Source organism: Pseudomonas sp. GL_093 (assembly GCF_057837605.1).
On sequence record NZ_CM174448.1, the window covers coordinates 3,056,426 to 3,080,095 of the forward strand.

Annotated in this window: 24 protein-coding genes and 1 pseudogene; 12 read left to right on the forward strand and 13 right to left on the reverse strand. The window is 58.8% G+C overall.

Features of this window, described 5'->3' with window-relative positions; genetic code table 11:
* The first annotated feature begins 127 nt into the window (after positions 1 to 127).
* Genes AC3IUE_RS14145 through AC3IUE_RS14155 form a run of 3 tightly spaced genes read left to right on the forward strand, consistent with a single transcriptional unit; the run spans position 128 to position 3,489 of the window.
* Entirely contained in the window at positions 128 to 790 is a 663-nt protein-coding gene (locus AC3IUE_RS14145) for a VIT1/CCC1 transporter family protein (RefSeq protein WP_046049307.1), read from the forward strand.
* Positions 791 to 848: 58 nt separating this feature from the next.
* Positions 849 to 1,670, forward strand: a complete 822-nt coding sequence (gene ppk2, locus AC3IUE_RS14150) for a polyphosphate kinase 2 (RefSeq protein WP_489268201.1) — start codon at positions 849 to 851, stop codon at positions 1,668 to 1,670.
* A 49-nt stretch (positions 1,671 to 1,719) separates the two neighbouring features.
* Positions 1,720 to 3,489 carry a SulP family inorganic anion transporter gene (locus tag AC3IUE_RS14155; protein WP_489268203.1) on the forward strand — a complete coding sequence of 590 codons (1,770 nt, stop codon included), beginning with the start codon at positions 1,720 to 1,722 and terminating at the stop codon, positions 3,487 to 3,489.
* Positions 3,490 to 3,505: 16 nt separating this feature from the next.
* On the opposite strand, the gene AC3IUE_RS14160 is transcribed toward AC3IUE_RS14155, so the two are convergent.
* Positions 3,506 to 3,874, reverse strand: coding sequence for a DUF5064 family protein (locus AC3IUE_RS14160; protein WP_046049310.1), 369 nt, complete (start codon positions 3,872 to 3,874; stop codon positions 3,506 to 3,508).
* 235 nt (positions 3,875 to 4,109) lie between these two features.
* Positions 4,110 to 4,652, reverse strand: coding sequence for a DinB family protein (locus tag AC3IUE_RS14165; protein ID WP_461998745.1), 543 nt, complete (start codon positions 4,650 to 4,652; stop codon positions 4,110 to 4,112).
* Positions 4,653 to 4,825: 173 nt separating this feature from the next.
* Here AC3IUE_RS14165 and AC3IUE_RS14170 point away from each other — a divergent pair, with 173 nt between their 5' ends.
* Together AC3IUE_RS14170 and AC3IUE_RS14175 are read left to right on the forward strand one after the other, a co-directional pair.
* Entirely contained in the window at positions 4,826 to 5,305 is a 480-nt protein-coding gene (locus AC3IUE_RS14170; protein WP_489268206.1) for a VOC family protein, read from the forward strand.
* Positions 5,306 to 5,525: 220 nt separating this feature from the next.
* On the forward strand, positions 5,526 to 5,990 hold the full coding sequence (locus AC3IUE_RS14175) for a GNAT family N-acetyltransferase (protein WP_489268208.1): 465 nt from the start codon (positions 5,526 to 5,528) through the stop codon (positions 5,988 to 5,990).
* A gap of 13 nt (positions 5,991 to 6,003) precedes the next feature.
* On the opposite strand, the gene AC3IUE_RS14180 is transcribed toward AC3IUE_RS14175, so the two are convergent.
* Positions 6,004 to 6,429, reverse strand: a complete 426-nt coding sequence (locus AC3IUE_RS14180) for a hypothetical protein (RefSeq protein ID WP_489268210.1) — start codon at positions 6,427 to 6,429, stop codon at positions 6,004 to 6,006.
* 199 nt (positions 6,430 to 6,628) lie between these two features.
* Here AC3IUE_RS14180 and AC3IUE_RS14185 point away from each other — a divergent pair, with 199 nt between their 5' ends.
* Both AC3IUE_RS14185 and AC3IUE_RS14190 read left to right on the forward strand, forming a co-directional pair.
* A complete protein-coding gene (locus AC3IUE_RS14185; protein WP_046049313.1) occupies positions 6,629 to 7,000 on the forward strand; it encodes a PH domain-containing protein in 372 nt (123 codons plus the stop codon).
* Positions 7,001 to 7,066: 66 nt separating this feature from the next.
* Positions 7,067 to 7,489 (forward strand): HD domain-containing protein, encoded by a 423-nt coding sequence (locus AC3IUE_RS14190; protein WP_489268212.1) that lies wholly within the window; start codon positions 7,067 to 7,069, stop codon positions 7,487 to 7,489.
* Between the two features lie 183 nt (positions 7,490 to 7,672).
* Here the strand turns inward: AC3IUE_RS14190 and AC3IUE_RS14195 are convergent, their stop codons facing one another.
* The 3 genes from AC3IUE_RS14195 to AC3IUE_RS14205 all read right to left on the reverse strand — a co-directional run bounded on the left by AC3IUE_RS14195 (position 7,673) and on the right by AC3IUE_RS14205 (position 11,298).
* Positions 7,673 to 8,524, reverse strand: coding sequence for an alpha/beta fold hydrolase (locus tag AC3IUE_RS14195; RefSeq protein ID WP_489268214.1), 852 nt, complete (start codon positions 8,522 to 8,524; stop codon positions 7,673 to 7,675).
* Positions 8,525 to 8,641: 117 nt separating this feature from the next.
* Complete coding sequence (locus AC3IUE_RS14200) at positions 8,642 to 10,318, reverse strand: MFS transporter (protein ID WP_489268216.1); 1,677 nt, start codon at positions 10,316 to 10,318, stop codon at positions 8,642 to 8,644.
* 188 nt (positions 10,319 to 10,506) lie between these two features.
* Positions 10,507 to 11,298, reverse strand: coding sequence for an NAD(P)H-dependent oxidoreductase (locus tag AC3IUE_RS14205; protein ID WP_056745112.1), 792 nt, complete (start codon positions 11,296 to 11,298; stop codon positions 10,507 to 10,509).
* 85 nt (positions 11,299 to 11,383) lie between these two features.
* Between AC3IUE_RS14205 and AC3IUE_RS14210 the strand changes: the two genes are divergently transcribed.
* Entirely contained in the window at positions 11,384 to 12,277 is an 894-nt protein-coding gene (locus tag AC3IUE_RS14210) for a LysR family transcriptional regulator (protein WP_489268219.1), read from the forward strand.
* A gap of 4 nt (positions 12,278 to 12,281) precedes the next feature.
* Here the strand turns inward: AC3IUE_RS14210 and speF are convergent, their stop codons facing one another.
* Positions 12,282 to 14,465, reverse strand: a complete 2,184-nt coding sequence (gene speF, locus AC3IUE_RS14215; protein WP_489268221.1) for an ornithine decarboxylase SpeF — start codon at positions 14,463 to 14,465, stop codon at positions 12,282 to 12,284.
* Between the two features lie 462 nt (positions 14,466 to 14,927).
* Here speF and AC3IUE_RS14220 point away from each other — a divergent pair, with 462 nt between their 5' ends.
* Positions 14,928 to 15,716: a DeoR/GlpR family DNA-binding transcription regulator gene (locus AC3IUE_RS14220; protein ID WP_489268223.1), complete on the forward strand. Its 789-nt coding sequence runs from the start codon at positions 14,928 to 14,930 to the stop codon at positions 15,714 to 15,716.
* Between the two features lie 62 nt (positions 15,717 to 15,778).
* On the opposite strand, the gene AC3IUE_RS14225 is transcribed toward AC3IUE_RS14220, so the two are convergent.
* A complete protein-coding gene (locus tag AC3IUE_RS14225) occupies positions 15,779 to 16,678 on the reverse strand; it encodes a bestrophin family protein (protein WP_489268225.1) in 900 nt (299 codons plus the stop codon).
* A 196-nt stretch (positions 16,679 to 16,874) separates the two neighbouring features.
* Positions 16,875 to 17,726, reverse strand: coding sequence for a CAP domain-containing protein (locus AC3IUE_RS14230; protein ID WP_046049321.1), 852 nt, complete (start codon positions 17,724 to 17,726; stop codon positions 16,875 to 16,877).
* A 176-nt stretch (positions 17,727 to 17,902) separates the two neighbouring features.
* Between AC3IUE_RS14230 and AC3IUE_RS14235 the strand changes: the two genes are divergently transcribed.
* Together AC3IUE_RS14235 and AC3IUE_RS14240 are read left to right on the forward strand one after the other, a co-directional pair.
* On the forward strand, positions 17,903 to 18,523 hold the full coding sequence (locus tag AC3IUE_RS14235) for a cell wall hydrolase (protein WP_489268228.1): 621 nt from the start codon (positions 17,903 to 17,905) through the stop codon (positions 18,521 to 18,523).
* 25 nt (positions 18,524 to 18,548) lie between these two features.
* A pseudogene (locus tag AC3IUE_RS14240) lies at positions 18,549 to 18,668 on the forward strand (universal stress protein); the annotation flags it as partial.
* Between the two features lie 255 nt (positions 18,669 to 18,923).
* Here AC3IUE_RS14240 and AC3IUE_RS14245 read toward each other — a convergent pair.
* The 4 genes from AC3IUE_RS14245 to AC3IUE_RS14260 form a co-directional block, all read right to left on the reverse strand.
* Entirely contained in the window at positions 18,924 to 19,922 is a 999-nt protein-coding gene (locus AC3IUE_RS14245) for an NADP-dependent oxidoreductase (RefSeq protein ID WP_489268230.1), read from the reverse strand.
* Between the two features lie 77 nt (positions 19,923 to 19,999).
* Positions 20,000 to 20,869, reverse strand: coding sequence for an alpha/beta fold hydrolase (locus AC3IUE_RS14250; RefSeq protein WP_489268232.1), 870 nt, complete (start codon positions 20,867 to 20,869; stop codon positions 20,000 to 20,002).
* Positions 20,870 to 20,916: 47 nt separating this feature from the next.
* The gene (locus AC3IUE_RS14255; RefSeq protein WP_489268234.1) at positions 20,917 to 21,705 is read right to left on the reverse strand and encodes an SDR family NAD(P)-dependent oxidoreductase; all 789 of its coding nucleotides are present in this window, start codon (positions 21,703 to 21,705) and stop codon (positions 20,917 to 20,919) included.
* 72 nt (positions 21,706 to 21,777) lie between these two features.
* Entirely contained in the window at positions 21,778 to 22,878 is a 1,101-nt protein-coding gene (locus tag AC3IUE_RS14260) for an alkene reductase (RefSeq protein WP_489268236.1), read from the reverse strand.
* A 147-nt stretch (positions 22,879 to 23,025) separates the two neighbouring features.
* On the opposite strand from AC3IUE_RS14260, the gene AC3IUE_RS14265 reads away from it, so the two are divergent.
* Positions 23,026 to 23,601 carry a TetR/AcrR family transcriptional regulator gene (locus AC3IUE_RS14265; RefSeq protein WP_056745095.1) on the forward strand — a complete coding sequence of 192 codons (576 nt, stop codon included), beginning with the start codon at positions 23,026 to 23,028 and terminating at the stop codon, positions 23,599 to 23,601.
* Positions 23,602 to 23,670: the final 69 nt, after the last annotated feature.

Genomic DNA, 23,670 nt, shown 5'->3' on the forward strand with positions numbered 1-23,670 from the left:
GCATTGCGTGGTGACAGGTCAAGTCTGAACTAAGCTGTTCGGTGTGCTTGCGGATGCTGGGTCTTGGCCAGCCTGGCACGGCTGAAAACCAGGACCACGCTGACGCAGCCGTGGCGAGGATGAGCGCATGCAAAGCACTGGAGAGCAAAAGCGGGCCCGTGTACTTGATCCGGTCGATCGTGTCACGGAGGTCATCTTTGGCCTGCTGATGGCAATGACCTTCACTGGGACGATCAGCGTGGCCACGTCTGGCCAGGAGGCGGAGCGCACGATGATGATCGCCGCGCTGGGTTGCAACCTCGCCTGGGGACTCGCGGACGCCGTGATGTATTTACTGCGAACCCTGATCGAGCGCACACGCAACCGTACGCTTCGTACCAATCTGCTCGGTGCGACGGATGCAGCTGCCGGGCAAGCGCTCATTGCCGAGGCGTTACCCCCGCGTCTCGCAGCAGCGGCCGGCCCTGAAGAGTTGGAGTCGTTGCGTCGCCGCCTGGTCGATTATTCATCGATGCCGGTACAGCCGCGCCTCGGTTGGGATGATTTCAGGGGCGCTGTCGGCGTTTTCCTGTTGGTGGTGTTCTCGACATTCCCGCTTGTCGTGCCGTTTCTGCTACTTGATCAGACAGCGCTCGCGGTACGCCTGTCTAACCTGGTCGGACTCGGGGTGCTGTTCATCGCCGGTTGGATGCTTTCGAAGTACGCCGGCGCAAAACCGTGGCAAGGCGGTCTTGTGACGGCCGTCACCGGGGCCGTTTTAATCACCGCGATCATCGCGCTCGGCGGATGAGCAGATAGCAACCTACGCTGTTTACCTACTGGCGACTGGCATCTATGAGGTCTTGGTCATGGCAAAGGACAAGAAAAAAGCCCCTAAGAATAAATCTGCTGAAAACCCGAAGCTGAAGAGCAAGGATTACCTTGAGCAACTGCGCACCCTGCACGTCGAACTGGTCAAGTTACAGGAGTGGGTAAAAGCCAAGGGCATCAAGCTCTGCATCGTCTTCGAGGGGCGCGATGGCGCTGGCAAGGGCGGGACGATCAAGGCGATCACCGAGCGCGTCAGCCCGCGTGTCTTTCGGGTGGTAGCGCTGACGGCGCCGAGTGATCGAGAGAAAAGCCAGATGTATGTCCAGCGTTACTTGCCGTACCTTCCCGCGGCTGGCGAAGTGGTGATCTTCGATCGCAGTTGGTACAACCGGGCGGGCGTCGAGCGGGTGATGGGGTTCTGCACCAAAGAGCAGGTTGCCAATTTCCTGAAGACAACGCCGTTGGTGGAGCGTGCAATCGTCGACTCGGGCGTGATCCTGCTCAAATACTGGCTGGAAGTCAGCGAAGAGGAGCAGACCCGGCGGCTTGAGGAGCGCATCAAGGATGGACGAAAAATCTGGAAACTGACCCCCATGGACCTCAAGTCATACAGCCGCTGGTATGACTATTCACGTGCACGTGACGACATGTTCAAGGCGACTGACACCGATCATGCCCCATGGCTGGTGGCCAACTCGAACGACAAGCGGCGGGCCCGCCTTAACATCATCACCGATTTACTCAGTCGCATCCCGTACAAGGAAGTCGAACACGAGAAGGTGATATTGCCCAAGCGGCAGAAGCCAGGCGGCTATCGCGACCCGGATTATCCGCACCGGCGAGTGCCCGAAAAGTTCTGACGGGCACGTGTAAGCGAATCTGCGCTGTACACCTAAAGGCCACAGTTCTATGAGCGATTCGGATGCTTCGCCTCCCGTCCCGGAACCGGGCCGGATTGCACGCCGGGATACCGGCGACGATACCGGCTGGGGCCGCTGGCTTCCTGGACTTCGCACGCTGCGCGGGTACCAGATTGCCTGGTTGCGTCACGACATCATGGCCGGGCTGGTGCTCACCACGATGTTGGTCCCCGTCGGCATCGCCTACGCCGTGGCATCGGGCGTACCCGGCATCTATGGCCTCTACGCGACCATCGTTCCGCTACTCGCTTACGCATTGTTCGGGCCTAGCCGGATTCTGGTGCTGGGCCCGGATTCCTCACTGGCCGCCGTTATCCTGGCTGTCGTCTTGCCCCTGTCGGGCGGCGACCCGCATCGCGCCGTCGCCCTTGCGGGCATGATGGCGATCGTTTCAGGCGCCGTGTGCATCCTGGCGGGCATCATGCGTTTGGGCTTCATTACGGAGTTGCTGTCCAAGCCGATCCGCTACGGGTACATGAACGGCATCGCGCTGACCGTGTTGATCAGTCAATTACCCAAAGTTTTCGGTTTTTCGATTGAGTCCCACGGCCCGCTGAGAAACATATGGGCCATCGTCACAGGGGTGATGGATGGAAAAACCAACTGGACCGCGTTCATGATCGGCGCGGCCACCTTGGTCGTGATCCTGCTGCTCAAAGGCAACAAGCGTGTGCCGAGCATCTTGATCGCAGTGGCAGGTGCAACCGTCGCCGTCGGTGTGCTGGACCTTGCCGCGCGCGCGGGAGTGTCGGTCCTCGGTGCTCTTCCACAAGGTTTACCCGCGTTCGCCATCCCCTGGATCACCCAGGCCGATATTGTCCCCGTGCTCATCGGCGGTTTTGCCGTGGCCCTGGTGTCGTTCGCCGACACCAGCGTGCTCTCTCGTGTCTATGCGGCACGGACCCGTACCTTCGTCGATCCGAACCAGGAGATGGCTGGGCTCGGTTTTGCCAATCTGGCGGCTGGATTTTTCCAGGGCTTTCCGGTCAGTAGCAGTTCTTCGCGTACCCCCGTGGCCGAAGCCGCAGGCGCCAAAACCCAGTTGACCGGGGTTGTCGGCGCGTTGGCCGTTGCCCTGCTGTTGCTGGTGGCGCCGAACCTGTTGCAGAGTTTGCCCAGCAGCGCACTGGCAGCAGTCGTGATCGCGTCGGCCATCGGCCTGATTGAAGTCGCCGACCTGCGGCGCATTTATCGCATCCAGCGCTGGGAGTTCTGGTTGTCGATCGTCTGCACCGTCGGTGTGGCCGTGTTCGGCGCGATCGAGGGCATCGGGCTGGCCATCGTGATCGCCGTCATCGAATTTCTGTGGGATGGCTGGCGGCCGTATTCCGCGGTGCTGGGGCAAGCCAAGGGGGTCAAGGGCTACCACGACATCCAGCGTTATCCCGACGCGAGCCTTATCCCCGGCCTGGTGCTGTTTCGCTGGGATGCGCCGTTGTTTTTCGCCAACGCCGAACTGTTCAATGACCGAGTGCTCGACGCCGTGGCGTCGTCGCCTACGCCCGTGCGCTGGTTGGTCGTTGCGGCGGAACCCGTCACCAGTGTGGACGTGACCTCCGCCGACATGCTGGCTGAACTGGACGACACCTTGCACGCGGCGGGCATCAAGTTGCGCGTGGCCGAGATGAAGGACCCGGTCAAAGACAAGCTGAAGCGATTCGGGCTGTTCGCACGGCTTGGCGAATCGGCGTTCTTTCCCACCATCGACGATGCCGTCGACAGCTACCTCGTGATCCATCCGGTGGAGGGGGCGCGCTGAGTGGCATTGGCGTCACTCAGCGACGGTCTTTCTCAGCGTTATCCAGATTGACTGGATCGCCCGGTTTGACGCCGAGTTTGTCGCGAATATCCTCGAACATCGCGTCGTATTCTGTGTGCCCGCGCATGATGAGACTGGCATTGGCGGGCACTCCATGCTTGGCCGCAGCCTTTGCCACGCGGCTGGCAAAGTTGAAGGCCGTGTCGCGGTGCATATCGAATTCTTCAGTGAAGCTTTTACCTGATACCGCTCCGTCCATCTTGAAGTGCATCAGCATGCCTTCCTTGGGGTCGCGGCGGACTTCATAGAAGACATCAATGTTGTATTCCGGGACTCCGGGAGTGCCAGGAGCATTGGTACGGTTCAGGTGACCGGGCTTGAACATGAGTGGCTCCTTTTCGGGTGGAGGGCTACCTTCTTGGTATCGGCAATCCATGGAAATCGCATTGATGGAGCGTGTTCCATAGTGTGGTGCTATCAATTTGTAGCAGCGCAAAATCTCCCCTTAGAGCTTAGGTGATTGCTTGGGGTTTTCTACCTTCAAGGTGCACGAAAAGAGTTCCCGGACTGAAGGGGCAGTACCGGACAACGACTGTCAGGAACAACCAGAGCTGTCGCTTTTATATGCAGGATCGGGATGGAATGAGAAAGACTAAATCTGTATCAACTACATCAATACCAGCCTGTGAAAGCAGCGTAGTAACCTGGCCACGGTGATGGGTTTGGTGGTTAAAAAAATGCATGACAAGGCTGTAAAAATTCTTATCGGACACTACACCGTTCATGCTGGCGTAATGAAGAGCGTGGTCTAGATCGGACTCTGTAATAGAGTGAGCCCATTCGACGATTATCTGATCGAGTCTCTCTCGATGCACTGAGAGCTCTGGAACAGTAGAGAACAACAATTGGTCGAGGCTTTCCGGATCGCAAAGTTGCCTCACCGGCGCCAGTGCCGAGTGGTCCGCTGGATGCTTGGCGAATCGCTTTAGCCACACAGTGTCTCCGATTGCCACGTGGTTTAGCGTCCCGAGAATAGACTTGAAGAACGCTTTCCTATCGGCTGAGAGCTCATCATCGGACAAGCACCTGGTTGCCCCATAGATCTTTGCGTTCATCCATTGGTTATAGGTCGCCATCAGGCAGATGTGGTCGGTGCGGCTCATGTGTTCATCCTTTGAGTAGGTGTTCGCACACTCCATGCGAGGCCGGGATGTTATCGCCTCCGATGCGGAGCAGCTACTGAAGTTGGCAGACCAGGGTGACGCCAGTTGCCAAAGCCGCCCCGCTGAATGCGCTGCTAAAATGCACGGACCCGTTCCGATTCTGGAGAACCAAGATGATCAGCAAAAACACGATTTGCCTCTGGTACGACGGCACCGCGTTGGACGCTGCGACGTTCTACGCTGAAACCTTCCCGGACAGCGAGGTGGGAGCTGTCCTTCGCGCGCCCGGCGACTATCCGGCAGGCAAGCAGGGCGATGTCCTGACGGTCGAGTTCACGGTGATGGGCATCCCTTGTCTCGGACTGAACGGGGGCTCGGCGATCAAGCACAACCAGGCTTTTTCGTTCCAGGTGGCGACCGACGACCAGGCCGAAACGGACCGCTTGTGGAACGCGATTGTCGGAAATGGCGGCCACGAAAATGTATGCGGCTGGTGCCAGGACAAGTGGGGAGTGTCATGGCAGATCACACCACGCGTTCTGACCGCCGCGATAACCAATCCTGATCAAGCGGCGGCCAAGCGCGCGTTCGACGCCATGATGGCGATGGGAAAGATCGACGTCGCTGCGATTGAAGCGGCTGTTAAGGGTTAACCAGCGCAGTTTGGGGCACAAGATTGACAACCCACTTCTCCAACAACACTATCTGCCCATGACCTACACACCTCGCACGTACATGATGTATTCCTCCATGACCGCTTCCGGCGGGCCATGAGGTCATGCGTGCTTGGAACCTGACGTATTAACCAAGGCCCCGCCAGAAATGGACGGGGCTTTTTAGTTCTCCGTCCGCCGATGGCTAATGGAGATTGAAATGTTAGAGATCAAACGAGCCCATCACGGCGATTGCCGGGCGGCATTCGACATTCGCCGTCAAGCGATACGGCATCAATGCATCGGCGCCTATACCCCGCAGCAAATGGACGTCTGGACGGCAGGGGCCGCCGAGGACGGATATTGCGACCTGATGGAAAAACACTTCTATCTGGGGTGTCTTCAGGGAGAACCCGTGGCGACAGGCATGCTTGATCTGGAGAGGCGTGAAATCGGCGCGATCTTTGTCCTGCCGGGCTTTATGCAGCGGGGCATTGGCAAGCGCATTCTGGATTACCTTGAATGCCTGGCGCGGGATCTGGGTCTGGAGGACGTTAATCTGGACGCTACGTTGAACGCTGCTGACTTCTACCGGCGATGCGGTTTCGTCGGTGAGCAGACGGCTATTTACCATTCGCCCTCTGGCCTGCAACTCGCTTGCATCCCGATGGTGAAGGCGCTTTAACGTTCTTGAGTGGCTACTGCGCTTTCCAGTGACCACCGCCCGACTCGCAATCAATTTTCGCCTGACTCAAATGCTCAGCGCCGTAGTAATACGTAGTGACCTGAGCATTGTTCGGAATACTCAGCGATGCGCTGCTCTTGTCCTTGCTGGTGGAGTGAGGATTGGCCAGTGATTCTTGCGTCAACGTGGCGATGCAAGTGGCCTGAGAATGATCGGCGCACTGTTCGACTTTTTTCTTGGTGCTGGTCAGCATGTCTTTACTCTCGTTGCTGCATGACCAATCGATGGCGTTCACCGGCATGCCTTCGTACTCATAGCAGCTATGCGTTTCGACCACCGGCACATCAGGGCTTTGGGAGCGGGTCAGCACGTCACAGCCTTCAGCCATGACCAGGGCGGGACTCAGGCTGGCAAGCAGAAACAGCAGTCTACTGTTCATCGGGATTTCCTCTCCAATGGCGTCATGTTTGTTCAAAGATCAGCGCTGATAGGGTTTCGAAAACGCGATGAGGCGCAGGGTTCCATTGGTTTTTCAGATCCGCTGTGGGAGGGGGCGCAAAAAGCCCAGGCCCGATGGTATGCTCGCCGCGCCACGCGCTGGCAGTCCAGGGAACACTCTTTAAGGAAGGGGATGGCGGATGATCGATTTCAACAACAAAGGCTTTTTCAAACTCAAGCAAAACAACGAGTACGCGGAGCGAGTCACCGCGTTGCTGCTGGACGGCGAGCAGGTCATTGATGCCTATAAATCCATGCGCGACGGCGTGGTGTTTACCAATAAACGAATCATCGCGGTGAACGTGCAAGGCATCACCGGCAGCAAAAAAGACTTCACTTCGTTGCCTTACAAAAACATCGTCGCTTACTCCGTGGAAACCTCGGGCACCTTCGACCTGGATTCTGAGCTGGAAATCTACTTCTCGGCGCTGGGCAGAGTGAAGTTTGAGTTCACTGGGAGGACGTCGATGGTCGAGATTTCCAAACTCATCTCACAGCATCTGTTGGGCTGAGCCCGGATTTTCACGGTCATTGCGGCGAGCTCCAATGCGAACGCCGATTACCCAAGGGAGAACGACATGAGCCAGACACTGGAGCGCGCCATTGCCATCGCCGCCACCGCGCACGAGGGGCAGATCGACAAGGGCGGTAGCCCTTACATCCTGCATCCGCTGAAAGTCATGTTGCGGGTCACGACGCTGGAAGAACGCATCGTCGCCGTGCTGCATGACGTGGTTGAGGACTGCGGCATCAGCCTTGATGACCTGCGCAAGGAAGGCTTCAGCGAAGCCGTTCTGACAGCCATCGAGTCGGTGACCAAAGTGCCGGGTGAGTCCTACGAAGCCTTCGTCGAACGCGCGGCGCAGAACCCGATTGGGCGGGTGGTGAAACTGGCGGACCTGGAAGAGAACAGCGATCTGTCGCGGATAGCGCAGCCGTCGTGGGAAGACCTGGAGCGGGTTGAAAAGTATCGACGGGCGATTGGCGTGTTGCGTTCCTGACAAGCCGAACAAATAGATCAATTGCGTCCCGCACTGTGTAGCAGCTGGCGAAGCCTGCGTTCGGCTGCGCAGCAGTCGTAAACCTGTGCACACGGTTTTCCTGAAGCATCGCATTGCCTGGACAACACGACTGCTGCGCAGCCGAACGCAGGCTTCGCCAGCTGCTACACAGTACGAGTTGCGTTACTGTGCAATGAAGTCGCGAATCGCTCGAATGGTCTGCGTTGGTGCTTCCTCCATCAGCCAATGTCCCGCACCCGGAATCACCACCTGCGTCACCGTGTCCGCTGCATTGCGCATCACGATCGCTTCATTCTCCCCAAATGATTTTTCCCCACCGACGGCCAGCACCGGCATCGTCAGCCGCGTGGCCGTCGACGCTTCGTTGTCCACCGTGTCCTGTCGAATGCTGCGGAACTGGGCGAAGGCCGCGTGCATGGCGCCAGGTCGGGCATAGAGTTTGGCGTAATGCTGACGGGTGGCTTCATCTACCTTGGTGGGGTCGCCCGCGAACTCGTTCCAGAAGCGGTCCAGGTAGATACGCTCCCGACCGGCGACCAGGCGTTCGGCATCCGGTCCGCCGAAGTCGAAGTGCCACAACATCGGCGAGCGGACAATATCGTTCCAAGGGGGAATGCCCGGCACAGGCGCATCCATCACCACCAGGCGATCGGTCAGCTGCGGATAACGCGAGGCGTAGGCGAAGGCGACCATGGTGCCGATGTCGTGGCCGATGACCACCGAGTGTTCGATACCCAGCGCTGCCAACAACGCACGGATGTCGCCGGCCTGGGTCTTCTTGTCGTAGCGGCTGTCCGGGATCGATGACAGGCCCATGCCGCGCAGGTCCGGCACGACGACGGTGTGATCCTTGGCCAGATCGGCGGCCAGTGGCGCCCACATGTCGCCGGTGTCGCCGAAGCCATGCAGCAGCACCACGGCGGGCCCCTTGCCGCCGACGCGCACATGGAGCGTGACGCCTTCGACCGGGATGCTGAGCGCAAGCAGCATAAAAACGGTTAACAGACGGATCATGACGGTGCCCTCCATCAGTGCGCGGGGAAGGAACCCCCGACGCAATGTGGATGAGCGTAGACCGTTTGATCGTCTCTGGATTGCCCTCTCCCAGACAGGAGAGGGCGGATACCAGCCTTAGGTGTGATGAATTTCCCGATCCTTGGTTTCCGGCAGGAAGAACGTGCCAAGAATGGCCGTCATCACCGCGATGACAATCGGGTACCACAGCCCGTAATAGATATCACCCGTGGCCGCGACCATGGCGAACGCCACGGTGGGCAGAAAGCCGCCGAACCAGCCGTTGCCGATGTGGTAGGGCAGCGACATCGAGGTGTAGCGGATGCGCGCCGGGAACAGTTCCACCAGCCAGGCGGCGATCGGGCCGTAGACCATGGTCACGTAGATCACCAGGATGGTCAGGAGCAGCAGCACCATCGGGTAGTTGGTCTTGGCCGGGTCGGCTTTCTCGGGGTAGCCGGCGTCCTTGAGTGCGGTGCCGAGGGTGGCGGCGAAGGCGTCGTTCTTGACCTTGAAGTCGGCGCCCGGCATGCCGGTGCCCTCGAAGCCCTGGATCACCTTGTCGCCGATGCGCACCTGCGCGACGGAGCCCGGTTCGGCTTTCTCGTTCTTGTAGGGAATGGCCCGCTTTGCCAACACAGTCTTGGCGAGGTCGCAGGAGCTGGTGAATTTGGCCTTGCCCACCGGGTCGAACTGGAACGAACACTGGCCGGGATCGGCGACCACCGTGACCGGGTTCTTCTCCTGCGCGATGAACACGTCGGGGTTACCGTATTGGGTCAACGCTTGGAAGATCGGGAAGTAGGTCACTGCCGCCAGGATGCAGCCGGCCATGATGATCCCTTTGCGGCCGATGCGGTCGGACAGGCTGCCGAATATGACGAAGAACGGCGTGCCAATCAGCAGGGAGCCGGCAATCAACAGGTTGGCGGTTTGCGGGTCGATCTTCAGTGTCTGCAGCAGGAAGAACAGCGCATAGAACTGCCCGGTGTACCAGACGACGGCCTGGCCGGCAGTGCCGCCGAGCAGGGCCATGATCACGATTTTGAGGTTGTCCCAGCGGGCGAAGGATTCGGTCAGCGGCGCCTTGGAGGACTTGCCTTCGGCTTTCATCTTCAAGAACACCGGCGACTCGCTGAGTTGCAGGCGGATGTACACCGAGACGATCAGCAGCAAGATCGACAGCAGGAACGGAATCCGCCAGCCCCAGGCCTCGAAGGCTTCTGTGCCGAGGATCGTGCGGCAGGCGAGGATCACCAGCAGCGAGAGGAACAGCCCAAGGGTTGCAGTGGTTTGAATCCACGAGGTGAAGTAGCCGCGTTTGCCTTTCGGCGCATGTTCCGCCACATAGGTCGCCGCGCCGCCGTACTCACCGCCCAGGGCCAGGCCTTGCAGCAGGCGCAGGCTGATCAGGATGATCGGCGCCGCCACGCCGATGGTCGCGTAGCCGGGCAAAAAGCCCACCACGGCGGTGGAGATACCCATGATCACGATGGTGATGAGAAAGGTGTGTTTGCGCCCGATCATGTCCCCCAGTCGGCCGAACACGATGGCGCCGAAGGGGCGTACCGCGAAGCCCGCAGCGAACGCGAGCAGCGCGAAGATGAAGGACGTTGTCTCATTGACGCCGGCGAAGAAGTGCTTGGCAATGATCGCGGCGAGAGACCCATAAAGATAGAAGTCGTACCACTCGAACACGGTGCCCAGGGACGAGGCGAAAATGACCTTGCGCTCCTCCTTGGTGATCCCGTGGTGGGGCGCGCTGCTCGTGGAAGTGTTGTCGATTGCGGCCATGAGTCTTCTCCGTCGTTCTTGTTATAGGCCGGAGTACCTCGTTACTTTTTTGCCGCACCCAGGCCCTGGGGCTGATGTCGTCGGATTACGGATTGCGCGAAGCATGCACACAGGCTGACGGCCTCGCATCGCTGCAAGGTTTCCTGAAGCATAATAGGCTTCGCGCAGATATCCACTCGCCATCACGCTCAACCCCGGGCTGATTCCCCAATGTGAGCCGCAAACCCGAATTCATCCGCAGCAATCTCATCGCGCAACGTCAGTTGCGGAATCTCATACGCCCCCGAATTCTGCGGACGAAACGCGATGGGCTGCGTCGTCCAAAGGTCATCCAGGCGCTGCCCAAGTGCGTCACACGTCGCTGAAAAGCGTGCGTCGTCCATTCGGCCAGTGCGATAGATCATGAACGGTGGCAGCACCTCGAAACCTGGGTAAAACAACACGCCGTGCTGGATCGGGAATAGCAGGTCGTCGATCGGACCGTTGATGCCTCTCGGGCTGTAATGAGACTCCCAGCCGCCGGCGGTCACGACCAGCATCGCTCGCTTGCCTGCCAGCGTGCCTTCCCCATAACGGTTGCCCCAGCGCGCGTCGGAATGTTCCCCCACGCCATAGGCGAAACCATAGGCGTAGACCCGCTCCACCCAGCCTTTGAGGATCGCCGGCATCGAAAACCACCACAGGGGAAATTGCAGAATCACCGCGTCCGCCCACATCAGCTTCTCCTGCTCACGCGCGATGTCGTGTTGTTGCAGGCCTTCTGCGTACGCACGCTTGGAGTCCAACGACGGATCGAAACGCGAGTCGCTGGGCCGGCCGATGCTGTCATCGGCATCCAGCGGGGCTTTCCAGTTCATCGCGTACAAGTCTGAAACCTGGACCTGGTGGCCGGCAGCTTCCAGCCGTTCGACGGTGAAATCTTTGAGCGAGCCGTTCAAGGACTTGGGTTCAGGGTGGGCATAAACGAGCAAAACATTCATCACTGAGTCTCCGGTGTCTGGAGGCTGCAGGATCGGACGTTGACCGGTATATTGGAAATGAATAACCAATATGCCAGGTATTGTCATGAATAATCTGCGGCGGCTGGACATCAACCTGTTGCTGACCCTTGATGTCCTGCTCTCGGAACACAACGTGACCCGCGCGGCTCACCGTCTGAATCTGTCGCAACCGTCGGTGAGTGTGCACCTGGCGAAGTTGCGCGATATTTTTGGCGATCCGCTGTTGCTGCCGGGCCCACGGGGCATGCGGCCCACCGCCCGCGCCGATGAATTGCGCGAACCGCTGCGCCAGGCACTGGAAGCACTGGAGCGCGCGGTGTCGCCGGCCGACGCTTTCAACCCGGCCGAGGCGCAACAGACATGGAAGGTCATGGCGTCCGATTACGGCGAGTCGACCATCCTGTTGCCCGCATTGGCCGGGCTGCGTTCGGCAGCACCGGGCACGCGCCTGGCGGTGTTTGACCTAGTCCCGCCACGACTGGCCAAACAAGCGGAGCAGGGCGCCATCGATCTGGCCTTTCATACCAGCGAGGACTCGCCACCCGGTATGCATCGCCGGGCACTGTTTACCGAGCGCTATGTGTTGGTGGGACGTGCCGACCATCCGCGCCTGCAAAAGCGCCCGACGCTGGCGCAATTCTGCGAGCTCGATCATGTGATCGTGTCGCCGGATGGCGGTGGTTTTCACGGCACCACCGACAGGGCGCTCGCCGAAGTCGGGCTGACGCGCCGGGTCGTGCTGTCGGTTCCGCACTTCCTGTTTGTCCGCTCGGTGCTGGAGAGCACGGACCTGGTGGCGATGCTGCCAGCACGGCTGGTTCGAGACGTAAATGGGCTGGCGGTGCTCGAGCCGCCGCTGGAGGTGCCGGGTTACGAGATGAGCATGCTCTGGCCGGAGCGCTGTCATCGCGATCCGGCGCATCAATGGCTGCGAGCATTTATTGTGGGCGCGGTGTGAAGACTCACGTCTTGATCACGTACCCATAGGCTCGAATGCGATCACCTTCCTGTTTCAAGTACACGCCCTGGAGTTCCGGCGTGAAGCCGGGCAGTGAGTTGATGCCTTCCTCCAGCGCCAGGAAGTATTTAAGTACCGCACCGCCCCATATTTCCCCGGGCACCACGCAGAGCACGCCGGGTGGATAGGGAAGCGCACCTTCGGCAGCGATGCGACCCTCGGCGTCTGCCAGCGCCACCAGTTCGACGTTGCCACGGATGAATTCGAACTGTGCGGCCTGCGGGTTCATCGCCTTCTTCGGGAAGTGTTCCTTGCGGAACATTGCCTTCTGCAATTGCTGGACGTTGTGGGTGCGGTAGAGGTCGTGCATCTCCTGGCAGAGTTGGCGAATGGTGTAGTTGCGATAGCGCTCCTGATGCTGCGCATAGATGGCCGGCAACACCCGGCTCATCGGCGCGTCATCACTGATGAAGCGTTCAAAGCGCGCGATCTGTGCGGCGAGATGAGTCATCTTCGCCCAGTCTTCGGCCGGGGTGAGCAGGAACAGAATCGAGTTCAGGTCGCACTTTTCCGGAACGATGCCATTCTCGCGCAGGAAATTGGCGAGGATGCCGGCATGGATGCCGAAGTCGGTGTAACTGCCATCGATCGGGTCGATGCCGGGTGTTGTGAACAGCAACTTGCAGGGGTCGATGAAGTATTGCTTGTCGGCGTAACCGCCAAAGGCATGCCAGCGATCCTTCGGATGGAATTCGAAAAACCGGATGTCGTTGGCGATGTCTTCAGTCGGATGGTCCTGCCAGGGGCGCCCGTCAATGGTATCCGGCACGAAGGGGCGAACCAGGGTGCACGCTTCCAGAATCAACTTGCGCGCGTCGATGCCGAACTTCACACAGTCTTCCCACAGGCGCAGGCCACTGCGGCCGGAATGGATGCGCGCGTTCACATCCAGTGAGGCGAACAGCGGGTAAAACGGGCTGGTAGACGCTTGGGCCATGAAGGCGTTGTTCAGCCGTGCATGGTTGCAATAACGGTCCTGGCCTTTGATATGGCGATCTTTCTTGTGGATCTGCGACGCCTGGGAAAACCCCGCCTGCTGTTTGTGCACCGATTGAGTGACAAAGATCCCGGGGTCGTTCTCGTGCAGATCCAGCAGCAGCGGCGAGCAATCCTTCATCATCGGGATGAATTGTTCGTAGCCCACCCACGCCGAGTCAAACAGGATGTAGTCGCACAGTTTTCCGATGCGATCGACGACTTGTCTGGCGTTGTAGATGGTGCCGTCATAGGTACCCAGTTGAATGATCGCCAGGCGAAACGGCCGTGGCAGCTCGGCCTTGTCCGGTGCGACTTCTCTGATGAGTTCGCGCAGGTAATCTTCTTCGAAACAATGGGCGTCAATCCCACCGATGAAACCATAGGGGTTGCGCGCGGTTTCCAGGTAAACCGGGGTCGCCCCCGCCTGGATCAACGCACCCTGGTGAATGGATTTGTGGTTGTTGCGGTCGAACAGCACCAGGTCGCCAGGCGTGAGCAGCGCATTGGTGACCACCTTGTTGGAGGCCGATGTGCCATTGAGTACGAAGTAGGTCTTGTCGGCGTTGAACACCTGCGCCGCGTGCTTTTGCGCCAGAAGTGCCGGGCCTTCGTGGATCAGCAAATCGCCGAGCTTGACGTCGGCGTTGCACATGTCGGCGCGAAACAGGGTCTCGCCGAAGAAGTCGAAGAACTGCCGGCCAGCCGGGTGTTTACGGAAAAACTGGCCGCCCTGGTGGCCCGGGCAGGCGAACGTCGCGTTGGCCGATTCGGTGTAGTGCTTGAGCGCGTCGAAGAACGGCGGCAGGAGGCTTTCTTCATAGGCTTTTGCCGCAGTCTCCAATTGGTTGCCATGGTATTCGGCGTTGTTTCGCGAGGGGTCAAAAATGCCATTTACCTGAAGCAGAACATCTTGCAGGTGCTTGTAGACGTCCCGGGCGCGGTTGCCGGAACCGGGGGAGGCGACGAGAAATATGGGGATATCGAAACCGGTACGTTGCAGGACGTCCAGGGCGCCCGCCATCACATCCTCCACAGAGAACACCGCAACCGCGACGTCGGTGTAGTCGGTTTGATTGAGCGGAATCACTTCTCGGGAGGTCTGGAAACAATCGAACGCGGAATCACTGGCGGCTATTTTCAGGGTTTTCATGCGGGGAATCTCCTAGCGGACAGTCACTTGTCGGCTTTTTTTCAAGAGATCAATTTAGCGAGGGAGACTTCAAGGCTCCCTGATCCAAATCATGTCGACACTGGTTATAGACCATGTTTGGCAAGGCTTATGGCTTTTCTACCAGCGTTCCCCAAGCACCGCGGCGCTCGACCCCCTCTGATTCGCTAACCCTTGGCTTCTGCTGATCAGGCGTGGCCCAACGCAATCGCGAACGAGACCACGATCATGCAGGCAAAGGCAAAATTTAGATTCATGAAGTTTTCATCCAAAACATTTTTGATGGCGCCATCTTGAATAGGTCACAAACAAATAAAAAATTCGGCTTCATGATATGAATCATCGAAACAATTGATAGCCGGCTGTTTGTGTTTATCCCGCGCTTTGGCTAGTCTCGCACAAACACGCAATTACGCGCAAAAACGGGCAAAAACGGGCAAAAACATGCACGACTCACACTCAGCCGCCGAGCTCCCTCATCTGCGCCGGCAAAAAATTCTATTGATCCTCGAACGTGATGGCAAGGTCATGGCTAGCGAGTTGAGCCAGCACTTCGCGGTGTCCGAAGACACCATTCGCCGTGATCTGGCAGAGCTGGCGACCGCCGGGCTGGTGCAGCGGGTGCACGGCGGGGCGCTGCCGCGGCCCAAGGATACCGGCAAGGATTATTTCACCCGCGTCAGCGAAACCGATGAGGTGAAAACACACCTGGCGCAACTCGCCGCACGCCAGGTACACAACGGCCAGATTGTGATTTTCGATTCGGGGAGCACGACGCTGCAGATCGCCCGTTCTCTACCGTCGGACATTGCCATTACGGCTGTCACCGCCTCGCCGATGATCGCGATCACCCTGGCTGAATACAAAGGCATCACGGTGATTCTGGCCGGCGGACAACTCAACCCTGCGACCATGTCGGCCAGCGGACATGAAACCCTGCGGCTGATCGAGGGCATCAAGGCTGATCTGCTGTTCACCGGGGTCTGCGCGATTCACCCGGAAGTCGGCATCAGCTCCCTGCATTTCGACGAGGTGCCGGTCAAACAGGCGATGCTCGCCAGCGCCTCCCACGTCGTTGCCGTCACCACCGCCGACAAACTGGGGGCGGTGGAGCCGTTCGTGGTTGCGCCGTGTCAGCGCATTCATACCCTGATCACCGAGCGTCATGTGGCGTCGGGCAATGTCGAGGACTATCAGAAACTCGGGATTGAGGTGGTGCAGGTGGAGGCGTGAAGCGCCATGCAATGAGCCTGCTGCGGGCGGAAGTAAGGAGCGTACTGACTCAAACGCCGAACTCACCCCAACACATAGTCGACGGGTTCCAGAACCGGGGGAAGCTGCGTTGCACCCAGCGCCGCCAGGACATCACGTTCGATGTTGCGCACCATTGCATCGGTAGGCAGGTCGTTTTCATCGCGGCCGAACGGGTCCTCCAGCTCATCGCCAATCGCATCCAGACCGAAAAAGGTATAGCTGACGATGGCGGTGAAAACCGGTGTCAGCCAGCCCAGTGGTTCGGCCATCGCGAAGGGCAGCAAAATGCAGAAGAGGTAGATGGTTCTGTGCAGCAACAGGGTGTAGGGGAAGGGCAGTGGCGTGTGTTTGATTCGTTCACAGACCGCCTGGGACCGGGTCAGACTTGTCAGGTGGTTGGCCATTAGCGTGTAGCGCCACTCACTGATTACCCCTGACTCGCCAAGTGCTGAACACTGTTGGCCGACCTGGATCAGAATGCGCCCACTGATGTCAGGTGCGTTGCCCTTCGGCATCGGCTCAAGCCAGTCGCAACCCGCGTCCAGTTCATTTTCCGCGCGCAACTTGGCGTTCAGCGCATGGGCGAAACCGCAGAGGTTGCGCAGGATCTTCTGCCGCTCTTCCGCGTCCTTGATGACCTGGGTTTCACGAATCATCGAACGGATCGCGACCATCATTTCGCCCCAGGCTTTACGCGCTTCGTACCAGCGGTCATAGCAGGCGTTGTTGCGAAAGCTCATGAAAATAGAAAGGGACAAGCCCAGCAACGTGAAGGGCGTCGCGTTGACCTTTGCAAAGTAGCTGGGGTGCATTGTTTCGACGAGCACGATGGCGGAGGCCAGCAGCGTCACCATCAGGCTACGTAACGCAATTCGCTTGGCAATCGAGCCCTTGAGCGCAATCAGGATGTTGATCAGGTTGGGTTTGGGTCTGACGATCATGGTGTTCTGCCTGCGCAGGAGTCCATTGTTAATGGCTATTGCGCTGTTTACGGAGTTGGTTAGCGCAGGCTAAAAGCAACTTGGCGGGACGTCCAATCACTATGGATGACCAAGTGATCGACAGAATCTATGACGGGTTTTTACTGTCCGGAGCCCAACAGTGAGTTCCGGGTTTGTGCCTGCAAAAAAACGGGCGTTACTGCGCCCCGAACATCGCCGTCCAGTAAATCCCCGGATCACTCTTCGGATCAACCGCATAGGCCGCGCCCATCTCCCGGTAATTTGGGTTCATCAGGTTCGCGCAGTGACCGGCGCTGGACACCCAGCCATCGACCACCTTGCGCACAGTGTCTTGGCCGGCAGCGATGGTCTCGCCGACCTGCCCGCCGCTGTAGCCTGCCAGCTCAGCCCGATCACCCGGCATGCGGCCATCGCGGTCCTTGTGATCGAAGTAATTGTTGTTGGCCATCGACCGGGCGTGCTCCTCGGCCGCCGTCGCCAGTGCGGCGTTCCAGGCCAGTGGCGTGGCGGCGGCAAAGGATTGCGTGCCGCACTGGCGCGGCTGACTGCGTGCGATGTTGAGTTCGGCCAACAGCTTCTGACCTTCCGACTGCCAGTCGCCCAGGCGACCGCTTAACAGTGGCCGCGCCAGCACGATGCGCCACTCGCGGTCCTGGTGGCTGACGCCGACATCGACGAATTGCGGGTCCAGCACGATCTGGCAAAAACTTTCCTGAATGGCTTTCATCGCCGACGGCGCATCGCGCGGCCCGGACAGGCTGATCGCCTGTACATTCTTCATCGGATAACCCGCGCTGGCCATTGCCTGCTGCAGATTGCCGACGCTGTTGGCGTTCAGCGCCAGCCGTGGGTCGCCGGCCAGCGGTGGCAGTTCCTGCGAGACCTGACCCGCGCAGCGCTGCACCTGGCTGCGGTAGAGGTTGATCGAATCAATCAGTTGTTTCTCGTCGGCCGCCAACGCATTCACGGCGAACAACATCCCCAGTGACAACGTAGCAAGACGCATAGCAGATGATTTGAAGCGCATGGAAATCCCCTTGAGCTGACTGCGCCCATGATGCGCGATTTCACCCCCGCCAGCACAATGACTTTTCACGCCCCAAGACTGTTTTTTTTGTCCGTCTGTTGGAATGAATTCTGGCAACTACAATCAAGCAAAGTCGCCAGTGTGGCGTGCTTCCGGTTCCGTCAGAAAGGTCGATCATGCGAGTTGTCTGGATAGCCACCTGCTTCGCAATAACCCTTCTTGCCGGTCACGCCATCGCGTCTGAGCAAGAGCAAAAAAAGCAAGTGGCTGAGGACAAGGCCGAGGTCCTTGAGCAGAAAGCTGCGGAGAAGGGCACCGATGTACCTGTGCCCAAGTCCGAAACCATCACCACATCTGAGGCTCAGGCGGTCGATCCGGCCGGTCAGTCGCCTATGGACGATGCAATCACCTGCCTGGCTCGCTCCATCTATTGGGAATCCAAAGGCAAATCGCCCGCCGACATGGAAGCCGTCGCCAGCGTCGTCATGAACCGCCTGGGCCATGAGGGCTTTCCGGACACGGTATGTGCCGTGGTCAAACAGGGCTCTGAAACCAAAAATTGTCAGTTTTCGTGGTGGTGTGATGGACGCTCGGATCAGGTCCAGGAAGAAACCCAATACGCGATTGCCAAGGAAATCGCACGCAAGGCGCTCAACAAGCAACTGAACGACCGAACCCACGGCGCGATGTATTTCCACGACAGGAAAGTGAAACCCGCTTGGGCGAGGAAATACATCAAGACCACCGAGACTTCGATGTTTCTTTTTTACAAGCCGCGTGGTGGGACGGCGAAGTAGGGACGTTCGCATGAGCGAGGTCTACGCCACTGGCGCAGCGTTGCACATCACGGTGTTTATCGAAGACTCCAGCCTCTTGGGTTTGATGAGCGCCGGTGCGCGTTTTCGTGAGGCCTGTCAGCAAGAAAACGAAAAGTGGCTGAAGACTGTGGATTCAACCGGTCGACGCAACACAACTAAATTCTGTGTAAGCAGAAGGAGTGTTGCAGATGAAGCATTTCTCGTTACTGCTCAAGCATCAAGCTACGCCAAATGATCATCGGCTTTTCTACAGGCGCGACTTCCAGTTGCAACTGCTCTTGTGTATGCCTGTTGTGCGGTGGCTGCTCCTCTGGTTCAGGCGCTGGAGTCTGATACTTGGCGGCATGCACGTTATCTACTGACATTTTTTGTAGTGCGCTTATTTGATTGTTATGGTGACTTTGCCTTTTGATCTGCCCTGCTCGACGTACCGCAACGCCTCGGCAGTCGATTCAAAAGGGAAGGAACGATCGATGACCGGTTTGATGACGCCAGCCTCGATAAGCGAGGTGATTTTTTGCAGTTGCATCCCGTCGGCACGCATAAACAAAAATGCATAGTTCACCCCGTGCTTGCGGGCTTTTCTGCGAATACCGCTGCTCAGCAGGCGCATGACTTGCCCCAGCACCCAGGACAAGCCTTGCTCTTGGGCAAACTGCGCGGTCGGCGGCCCCGAAAGGGAAATGAGCTGTCCGCCAGGCTTGAGAACCTTGACCGATTTCTCCAGTACATCGGCACCGAGGCTGTTCAACACCACGTCGAAATCGCGCAACTCGTTTGCAAAATCCTGCTGTTTGTAATCGATGACCACATCCGCCCCGAGTGCTTTCACCCATTCGACATTCGCCGTGCTGGTGGTGGTCGCAACGAAGGCGCCAAGGTGTTTGGCGAGCTGGATGGCAAGCGTGCCGACACCGCCGGATCCGGCATGAATCAACACCTTCTGGCCTTTTTTCACCTGGGCGGTCTCAACCAGCGCCTGCCAGGCCGTCAAGACGGCCAAGGGGATGGAAGCCGCTTCGGCCATGTCGAGATTCGAGGGTTTCAGCGCGAGCGCGTTTTCGTTCACGGCGATCAGTTCAGCAAACGTCCCGATCCGTGCCTCGGGAGGACGTGCATAGACTTCGTCTCCTGGCTTGAATCGCTTCACCGCCGAACCCGTGCGAACGACCACTCCAGCCAGGTCATTGCCCAATACCAATGGAAATGTATAGGGCAGGATCAGTTTGAATTCCCCGGTTCTGATCTTCGAGTCCAACGGGTTCACGCTCGTTGCATGCACCTGGATCAGAACGTCATGCACACCGACCGCAGGGTCGGGCACTTCGCCAATCATTCCGTTCTGCTTGCCGTAGTGGTCGATAAAAAATGCCTTCATGTTGCAGCTGCTCTTGTCGGTGGAATGAAAATGGGGCGCGGCCCCGGCAACGTTGATGCGATGAGACGTGCAGGCTGTCAGGCGTCGAGGAACGCCAAAGCCTTGGCCACGAAATCAGTATGGTGCTGGAAAATGCTGCCGTGCCCGGCGTCCGGGTAAATGATCAGTTGCGCGTTGGGGATTCGCTTTGCCAGCTCAATCGAGTTAACAGTGGGCACCATGATGTCGTTGTCCCCGTTGGCTATCAGCGTCGGCATCCGCAGGCGACCGAGTTCTTGCGGCGCCTGCTTGCCCCACGCAGTAATGGCTTTCAATTGCCGTAAAAACGCGCGGGGTGTCGGGCCTTTGTCCCGGTCTTGCCGGCGCTCTTTCAATCGTTGCAAATACTCGGACGCGGCGCGTTGTCCGTTGGCCGTGGTGGTAAAGAACAGGTAGAACTTGGGATCTCGTAGCGTCAGCAAACCTTTGATCATTAATGGCCAGGTCACCGAACCGACGCTGTCGATGCCTGTGCCACCGGCCGGTCCGGTTCCGGTGAGGATCAGCCTGCGCACGCGTTCGGGAGCTTTCAGGGCGATGTCTTGAGCGACGAAGCCGCCGAGTGAAAAGCCGAGCAGGTCCACCTTGTCAAAACCCAGCGCACGAATCAGGCCGATGGCATCGTCAGCCATCTCACCAACGGTCAATGGCGCGGCGCCGCCCGAGCCACCGATACCGCGGTAATCAGTAGTGATGACACGCCGGTTTTTTGCCAGACCGTCGATGATCCTGGGGTCAAAGTTATCCAACACTGCCCCCCAATGGTTGAACATGACCAGCGGGACCTCCGTCCTGGGCCCCAGGTCACGATAAGCGAAGGGTATCCCGCCAATCAGAACCGACTGGTTCGCCGCGTTGATAAATGACGACTGCGAACCCGGGTGATTGCTTATAACCATATGGGTCATGTTTACTCCGTCCGATTGCGAGACGAGGCCGACCTGCTCGACATGGGTCAGACTTGAGTCAAATAACGTTCCGCCACGGCGGACTGCCTGATCTGCGACAAAAGACCCTGACGCGCAGTTTGCAGGGCATCCCAGCGCTCGCCTTCATGCAGCGGAGGAATGGTCACCGGTTCGCGACGGTCGAAGCCAACCAGTGCGGCATCGACCAGATCATCCACTTCCATGATTTCGCTCAAGGTGTTGATATCGATACCGGCGCGATCCCAAATCTCCGTGCGGGTGGCGGCGGGCAGTACGGCTTGCACATAAACACCCTGAGGCAAAAGTTCCAGGCTCAGGCCTTGGGAAAGGAACAGCACAAACGCCTTGGTCGCCCCATAGACCGACATGCCGAACTCAGGCGCCAGACCCACCACCGAACCGATGTTGATGATCGCGCCTTCACCTGCTTTGGCCAGGCGTGGCGCGATGGCGCTGGCGAGCCGCACCAGCGCGGTGGTGTTGAGGGCCACCAGGTGCGCAACGCTGTCGGTGCTTTGCTCGATGAAGTTGCCGGACTGTGCGGCGCCGGCATTGTTGACGAGGATGCCGATGCGCGCGTCATCCCGCAGGCGCGCTTCGACGGTGTGCAGGTCGCTGAGTTGAGTCAGGTCGGCCTGAAGCACTTCAACGGCGACGTTGTGTTCGCCACGCAGCTTTGCGGCGAGCGTTTCCAGGCGCAAGTGGTCGCGGGCGACCAACACCAGATCATGCCCACGTTGGGCGAAACGCTCGGCGTAAACCGCGCCGATGCCGGTGGAAGCGCCAGTGATGAGAACGGTAGGGTGAGTAGTCATGATGTCAGCTCTTTATCAGGAACATGGAGTGGGATTGATGCACGAGTAAAACCAGGCTCGATCAGTCAGTGCCTAGTTCGCGGCAGCGCTTGATTCGGCAAGCGTCGGGTAGTCGATGTATCCCGCCGCACCGCCGCCGTAGAGCGTGGAGGGGTCGAAGGCAGACAGTGGCGCACCGGTCTTGAGCCGCTCCACCAGATCAGGGTTGCCGATAAAAGGGCGGCCAAAGGCGATCAGGTTGGCCTTGTCATCCGCAAGGCGTGCCGTGGCCAGGTCCAGGTCATAGCCGTTGTTGGCGATGTAAGTGTTCTTGAAGCGCTGGCGCAAGGCGTCGAAATCAAAGGGCGCCACGTCGCGTGGCCCACCGGTCGCGCCTTCGACGATGTGCAGATAAACGATGTCCAGAGTATTGAGTTGGTCGACGATGTAATCGAACTGAGCCTGTGGATCACTGCTCGATACACCATTGGCCGGCGAGACAGGCGAAAGACGAATGCCCGTGCGATCAGCACCAATCTCGGCGGCCACCGCGGCCGTCACTTCCAGCAGCAGGCGCGCACGGTTTGCGATCGAGCCGCCGTAGGCATCAGTACGCAGGTTGGCGCCGTCCTTGATGAACTGATCCAGCAAATAGCCGTTTGCACCGTGGATTTCCACGCCGTCGAAGCTTGCCGCCATGGCGTTTGCCGCCGCTTGGCGGAAATCGTTGACGATGCCCGGCAGTTCGTCAGTCTCCAGCGCTCGCGGCTCGGAAACGTCCTCGAAGCGATTGTTTACGAACACCTTGGTCGCAGGACGAAGCACGGAAGGGGCTACCGGCGCCGCGCCGTGCTGTTGCAGATCGACGTGGGAAACACGGCCCACATGCCACAGTTGCAGGAAAATTCTCCCGCCTTTGGCGTGAACGGCATCGGTCACTTTGCGCCATCCCTCTATCTGAGCCGGTGTGTAAATGCCTGGCGTGTCCTGATAGCCCTGTCCCTGCTGCGAGATCTGCGAGGCTTCGGAAATCAGCAAGCCCGCGCTGGCCCGCTGGCTGTAATAGGCAGCAGCAAACTCACTCGGCACAAAGCCTTTGCCTGCGCGATTGCGCGTCAGCGGGGCGAGAACCACGCGGTTTGACAGCGTCAGGGTGCCAAGCGTGTAGGGGGTAAACAGATTCAGGTCGCTCATGGGTGTTTGTTCCGTGCCCGTTGGTAAATGGTCATATCGCTTGCGATTAGGATGATGATCGAAATCTAAACTGTCAACGGTTTTGATTATGATCAGCATCTATGTATCATCAGCTGATGAATTTCCAGCGGTAGCGAGGTATCGAACATGCGAGTGTCCAAGGCTCAGGCCCAGGCAAATCGGGAGCACATCGTCGAAACGGCCTCAGTCGTGTTTCGCGAGCGCGGTTTTGACGGTGTCGGCGTGGCCGACCTGATGGCCGCCGCCGGTTTCACCCATGGCGGTTTCTACAAACATTTCGGTTCGAAGGCTGACCTGATGGCCGAAGCCTCGGCCAACAGTCTTGCGCAGTCACTGGCCAGCGCCGAAGCATTGAGCGTGAAGGATTTCATCGATGTGTATGTGTCCAGGGATCATCGCGACGGGCGCGCCACGGGTTGCACCATGGCGGCGTTGTGCGGTGACGCGGCGCGTCAGTCAGGCGATTTGAAGTCGGCATTCGCTGAAGGCATCGAGCGCACGTTGCAAACGCTCGGCGAAAAATACCCGACCGGGCCGGATGCGGTGCCGGGTGAGGCGAGGGTGAAAATGATCGACCTGCTTGCGCGCGCGGTCGGCGCGATCATGTTATCGCGCGCCTGTCCTGACGACTCGGCGCTGGCCGATGAAATTCTGGCGGCGTGTCACGCGCAAATGACCGCATCATTATCTATTCAATCGTAGATTCAGTCGTAGAGGGGATAGATGGATGTCGCACAACGCGTGCTGAACGATTTAGCCAATCTGTTGCAT

What these genes read in the sequence shown, in the direction of transcription:
- speF (WP_489268221.1), bottom strand. Translation starts at nt 14,465, where the DNA reads ATGAAAACCCTGAAAATAGCCGCCAGTGATTCCGCGTTCGATTGTTTC.
- AC3IUE_RS14245 (WP_489268230.1), bottom strand. Translation starts at nt 19,922, where the DNA reads ATGAAGGCATTTTTTATCGACCACTACGGCAAGCAGAACGGAATGATT.
- AC3IUE_RS14180 (WP_489268210.1), bottom strand. Translation starts at nt 6,429, where the DNA reads ATGAACAGTAGACTGCTGTTTCTGCTTGCCAGCCTGAGTCCCGCCCTG.
- AC3IUE_RS14155 (WP_489268203.1), top strand. Translation starts at nt 1,720, where the DNA reads ATGAGCGATTCGGATGCTTCGCCTCCCGTCCCGGAACCGGGCCGGATT.
- AC3IUE_RS14235 (WP_489268228.1), top strand. Translation starts at nt 17,903, where the DNA reads ATGCGAGTTGTCTGGATAGCCACCTGCTTCGCAATAACCCTTCTTGCC.
- ppk2 (WP_489268201.1), top strand. Translation starts at nt 849, where the DNA reads ATGGCAAAGGACAAGAAAAAAGCCCCTAAGAATAAATCTGCTGAAAAC.
- AC3IUE_RS14175 (WP_489268208.1), top strand. Translation starts at nt 5,526, where the DNA reads ATGTTAGAGATCAAACGAGCCCATCACGGCGATTGCCGGGCGGCATTC.
- AC3IUE_RS14165 (WP_461998745.1), bottom strand. Translation starts at nt 4,652, where the DNA reads ATGAGCCGCACCGACCACATCTGCCTGATGGCGACCTATAACCAATGG.
- AC3IUE_RS14255 (WP_489268234.1), bottom strand. Translation starts at nt 21,705, where the DNA reads ATGACTACTCACCCTACCGTTCTCATCACTGGCGCTTCCACCGGCATC.
- AC3IUE_RS14145 (WP_046049307.1), top strand. Translation starts at nt 128, where the DNA reads ATGCAAAGCACTGGAGAGCAAAAGCGGGCCCGTGTACTTGATCCGGTC.
- AC3IUE_RS14160 (WP_046049310.1), bottom strand. Translation starts at nt 3,874, where the DNA reads ATGTTCAAGCCCGGTCACCTGAACCGTACCAATGCTCCTGGCACTCCC.
- AC3IUE_RS14260 (WP_489268236.1), bottom strand. Translation starts at nt 22,878, where the DNA reads ATGAGCGACCTGAATCTGTTTACCCCCTACACGCTTGGCACCCTGACG.
- AC3IUE_RS14220 (WP_489268223.1), top strand. Translation starts at nt 14,928, where the DNA reads ATGCACGACTCACACTCAGCCGCCGAGCTCCCTCATCTGCGCCGGCAA.
- AC3IUE_RS14230 (WP_046049321.1), bottom strand. Translation starts at nt 17,726, where the DNA reads ATGCGCTTCAAATCATCTGCTATGCGTCTTGCTACGTTGTCACTGGGG.
- AC3IUE_RS14185 (WP_046049313.1), top strand. Translation starts at nt 6,629, where the DNA reads ATGATCGATTTCAACAACAAAGGCTTTTTCAAACTCAAGCAAAACAAC.
- AC3IUE_RS14190 (WP_489268212.1), top strand. Translation starts at nt 7,067, where the DNA reads ATGAGCCAGACACTGGAGCGCGCCATTGCCATCGCCGCCACCGCGCAC.
- AC3IUE_RS14265 (WP_056745095.1), top strand. Translation starts at nt 23,026, where the DNA reads ATGCGAGTGTCCAAGGCTCAGGCCCAGGCAAATCGGGAGCACATCGTC.
- AC3IUE_RS14250 (WP_489268232.1), bottom strand. Translation starts at nt 20,869, where the DNA reads ATGACCCATATGGTTATAAGCAATCACCCGGGTTCGCAGTCGTCATTT.
- AC3IUE_RS14195 (WP_489268214.1), bottom strand. Translation starts at nt 8,524, where the DNA reads ATGATCCGTCTGTTAACCGTTTTTATGCTGCTTGCGCTCAGCATCCCG.
- AC3IUE_RS14200 (WP_489268216.1), bottom strand. Translation starts at nt 10,318, where the DNA reads ATGGCCGCAATCGACAACACTTCCACGAGCAGCGCGCCCCACCACGGG.
- AC3IUE_RS14225 (WP_489268225.1), bottom strand. Translation starts at nt 16,678, where the DNA reads ATGATCGTCAGACCCAAACCCAACCTGATCAACATCCTGATTGCGCTC.
- AC3IUE_RS14210 (WP_489268219.1), top strand. Translation starts at nt 11,384, where the DNA reads ATGAATAATCTGCGGCGGCTGGACATCAACCTGTTGCTGACCCTTGAT.
- AC3IUE_RS14170 (WP_489268206.1), top strand. Translation starts at nt 4,826, where the DNA reads ATGATCAGCAAAAACACGATTTGCCTCTGGTACGACGGCACCGCGTTG.
- AC3IUE_RS14205 (WP_056745112.1), bottom strand. Translation starts at nt 11,298, where the DNA reads ATGAATGTTTTGCTCGTTTATGCCCACCCTGAACCCAAGTCCTTGAAC.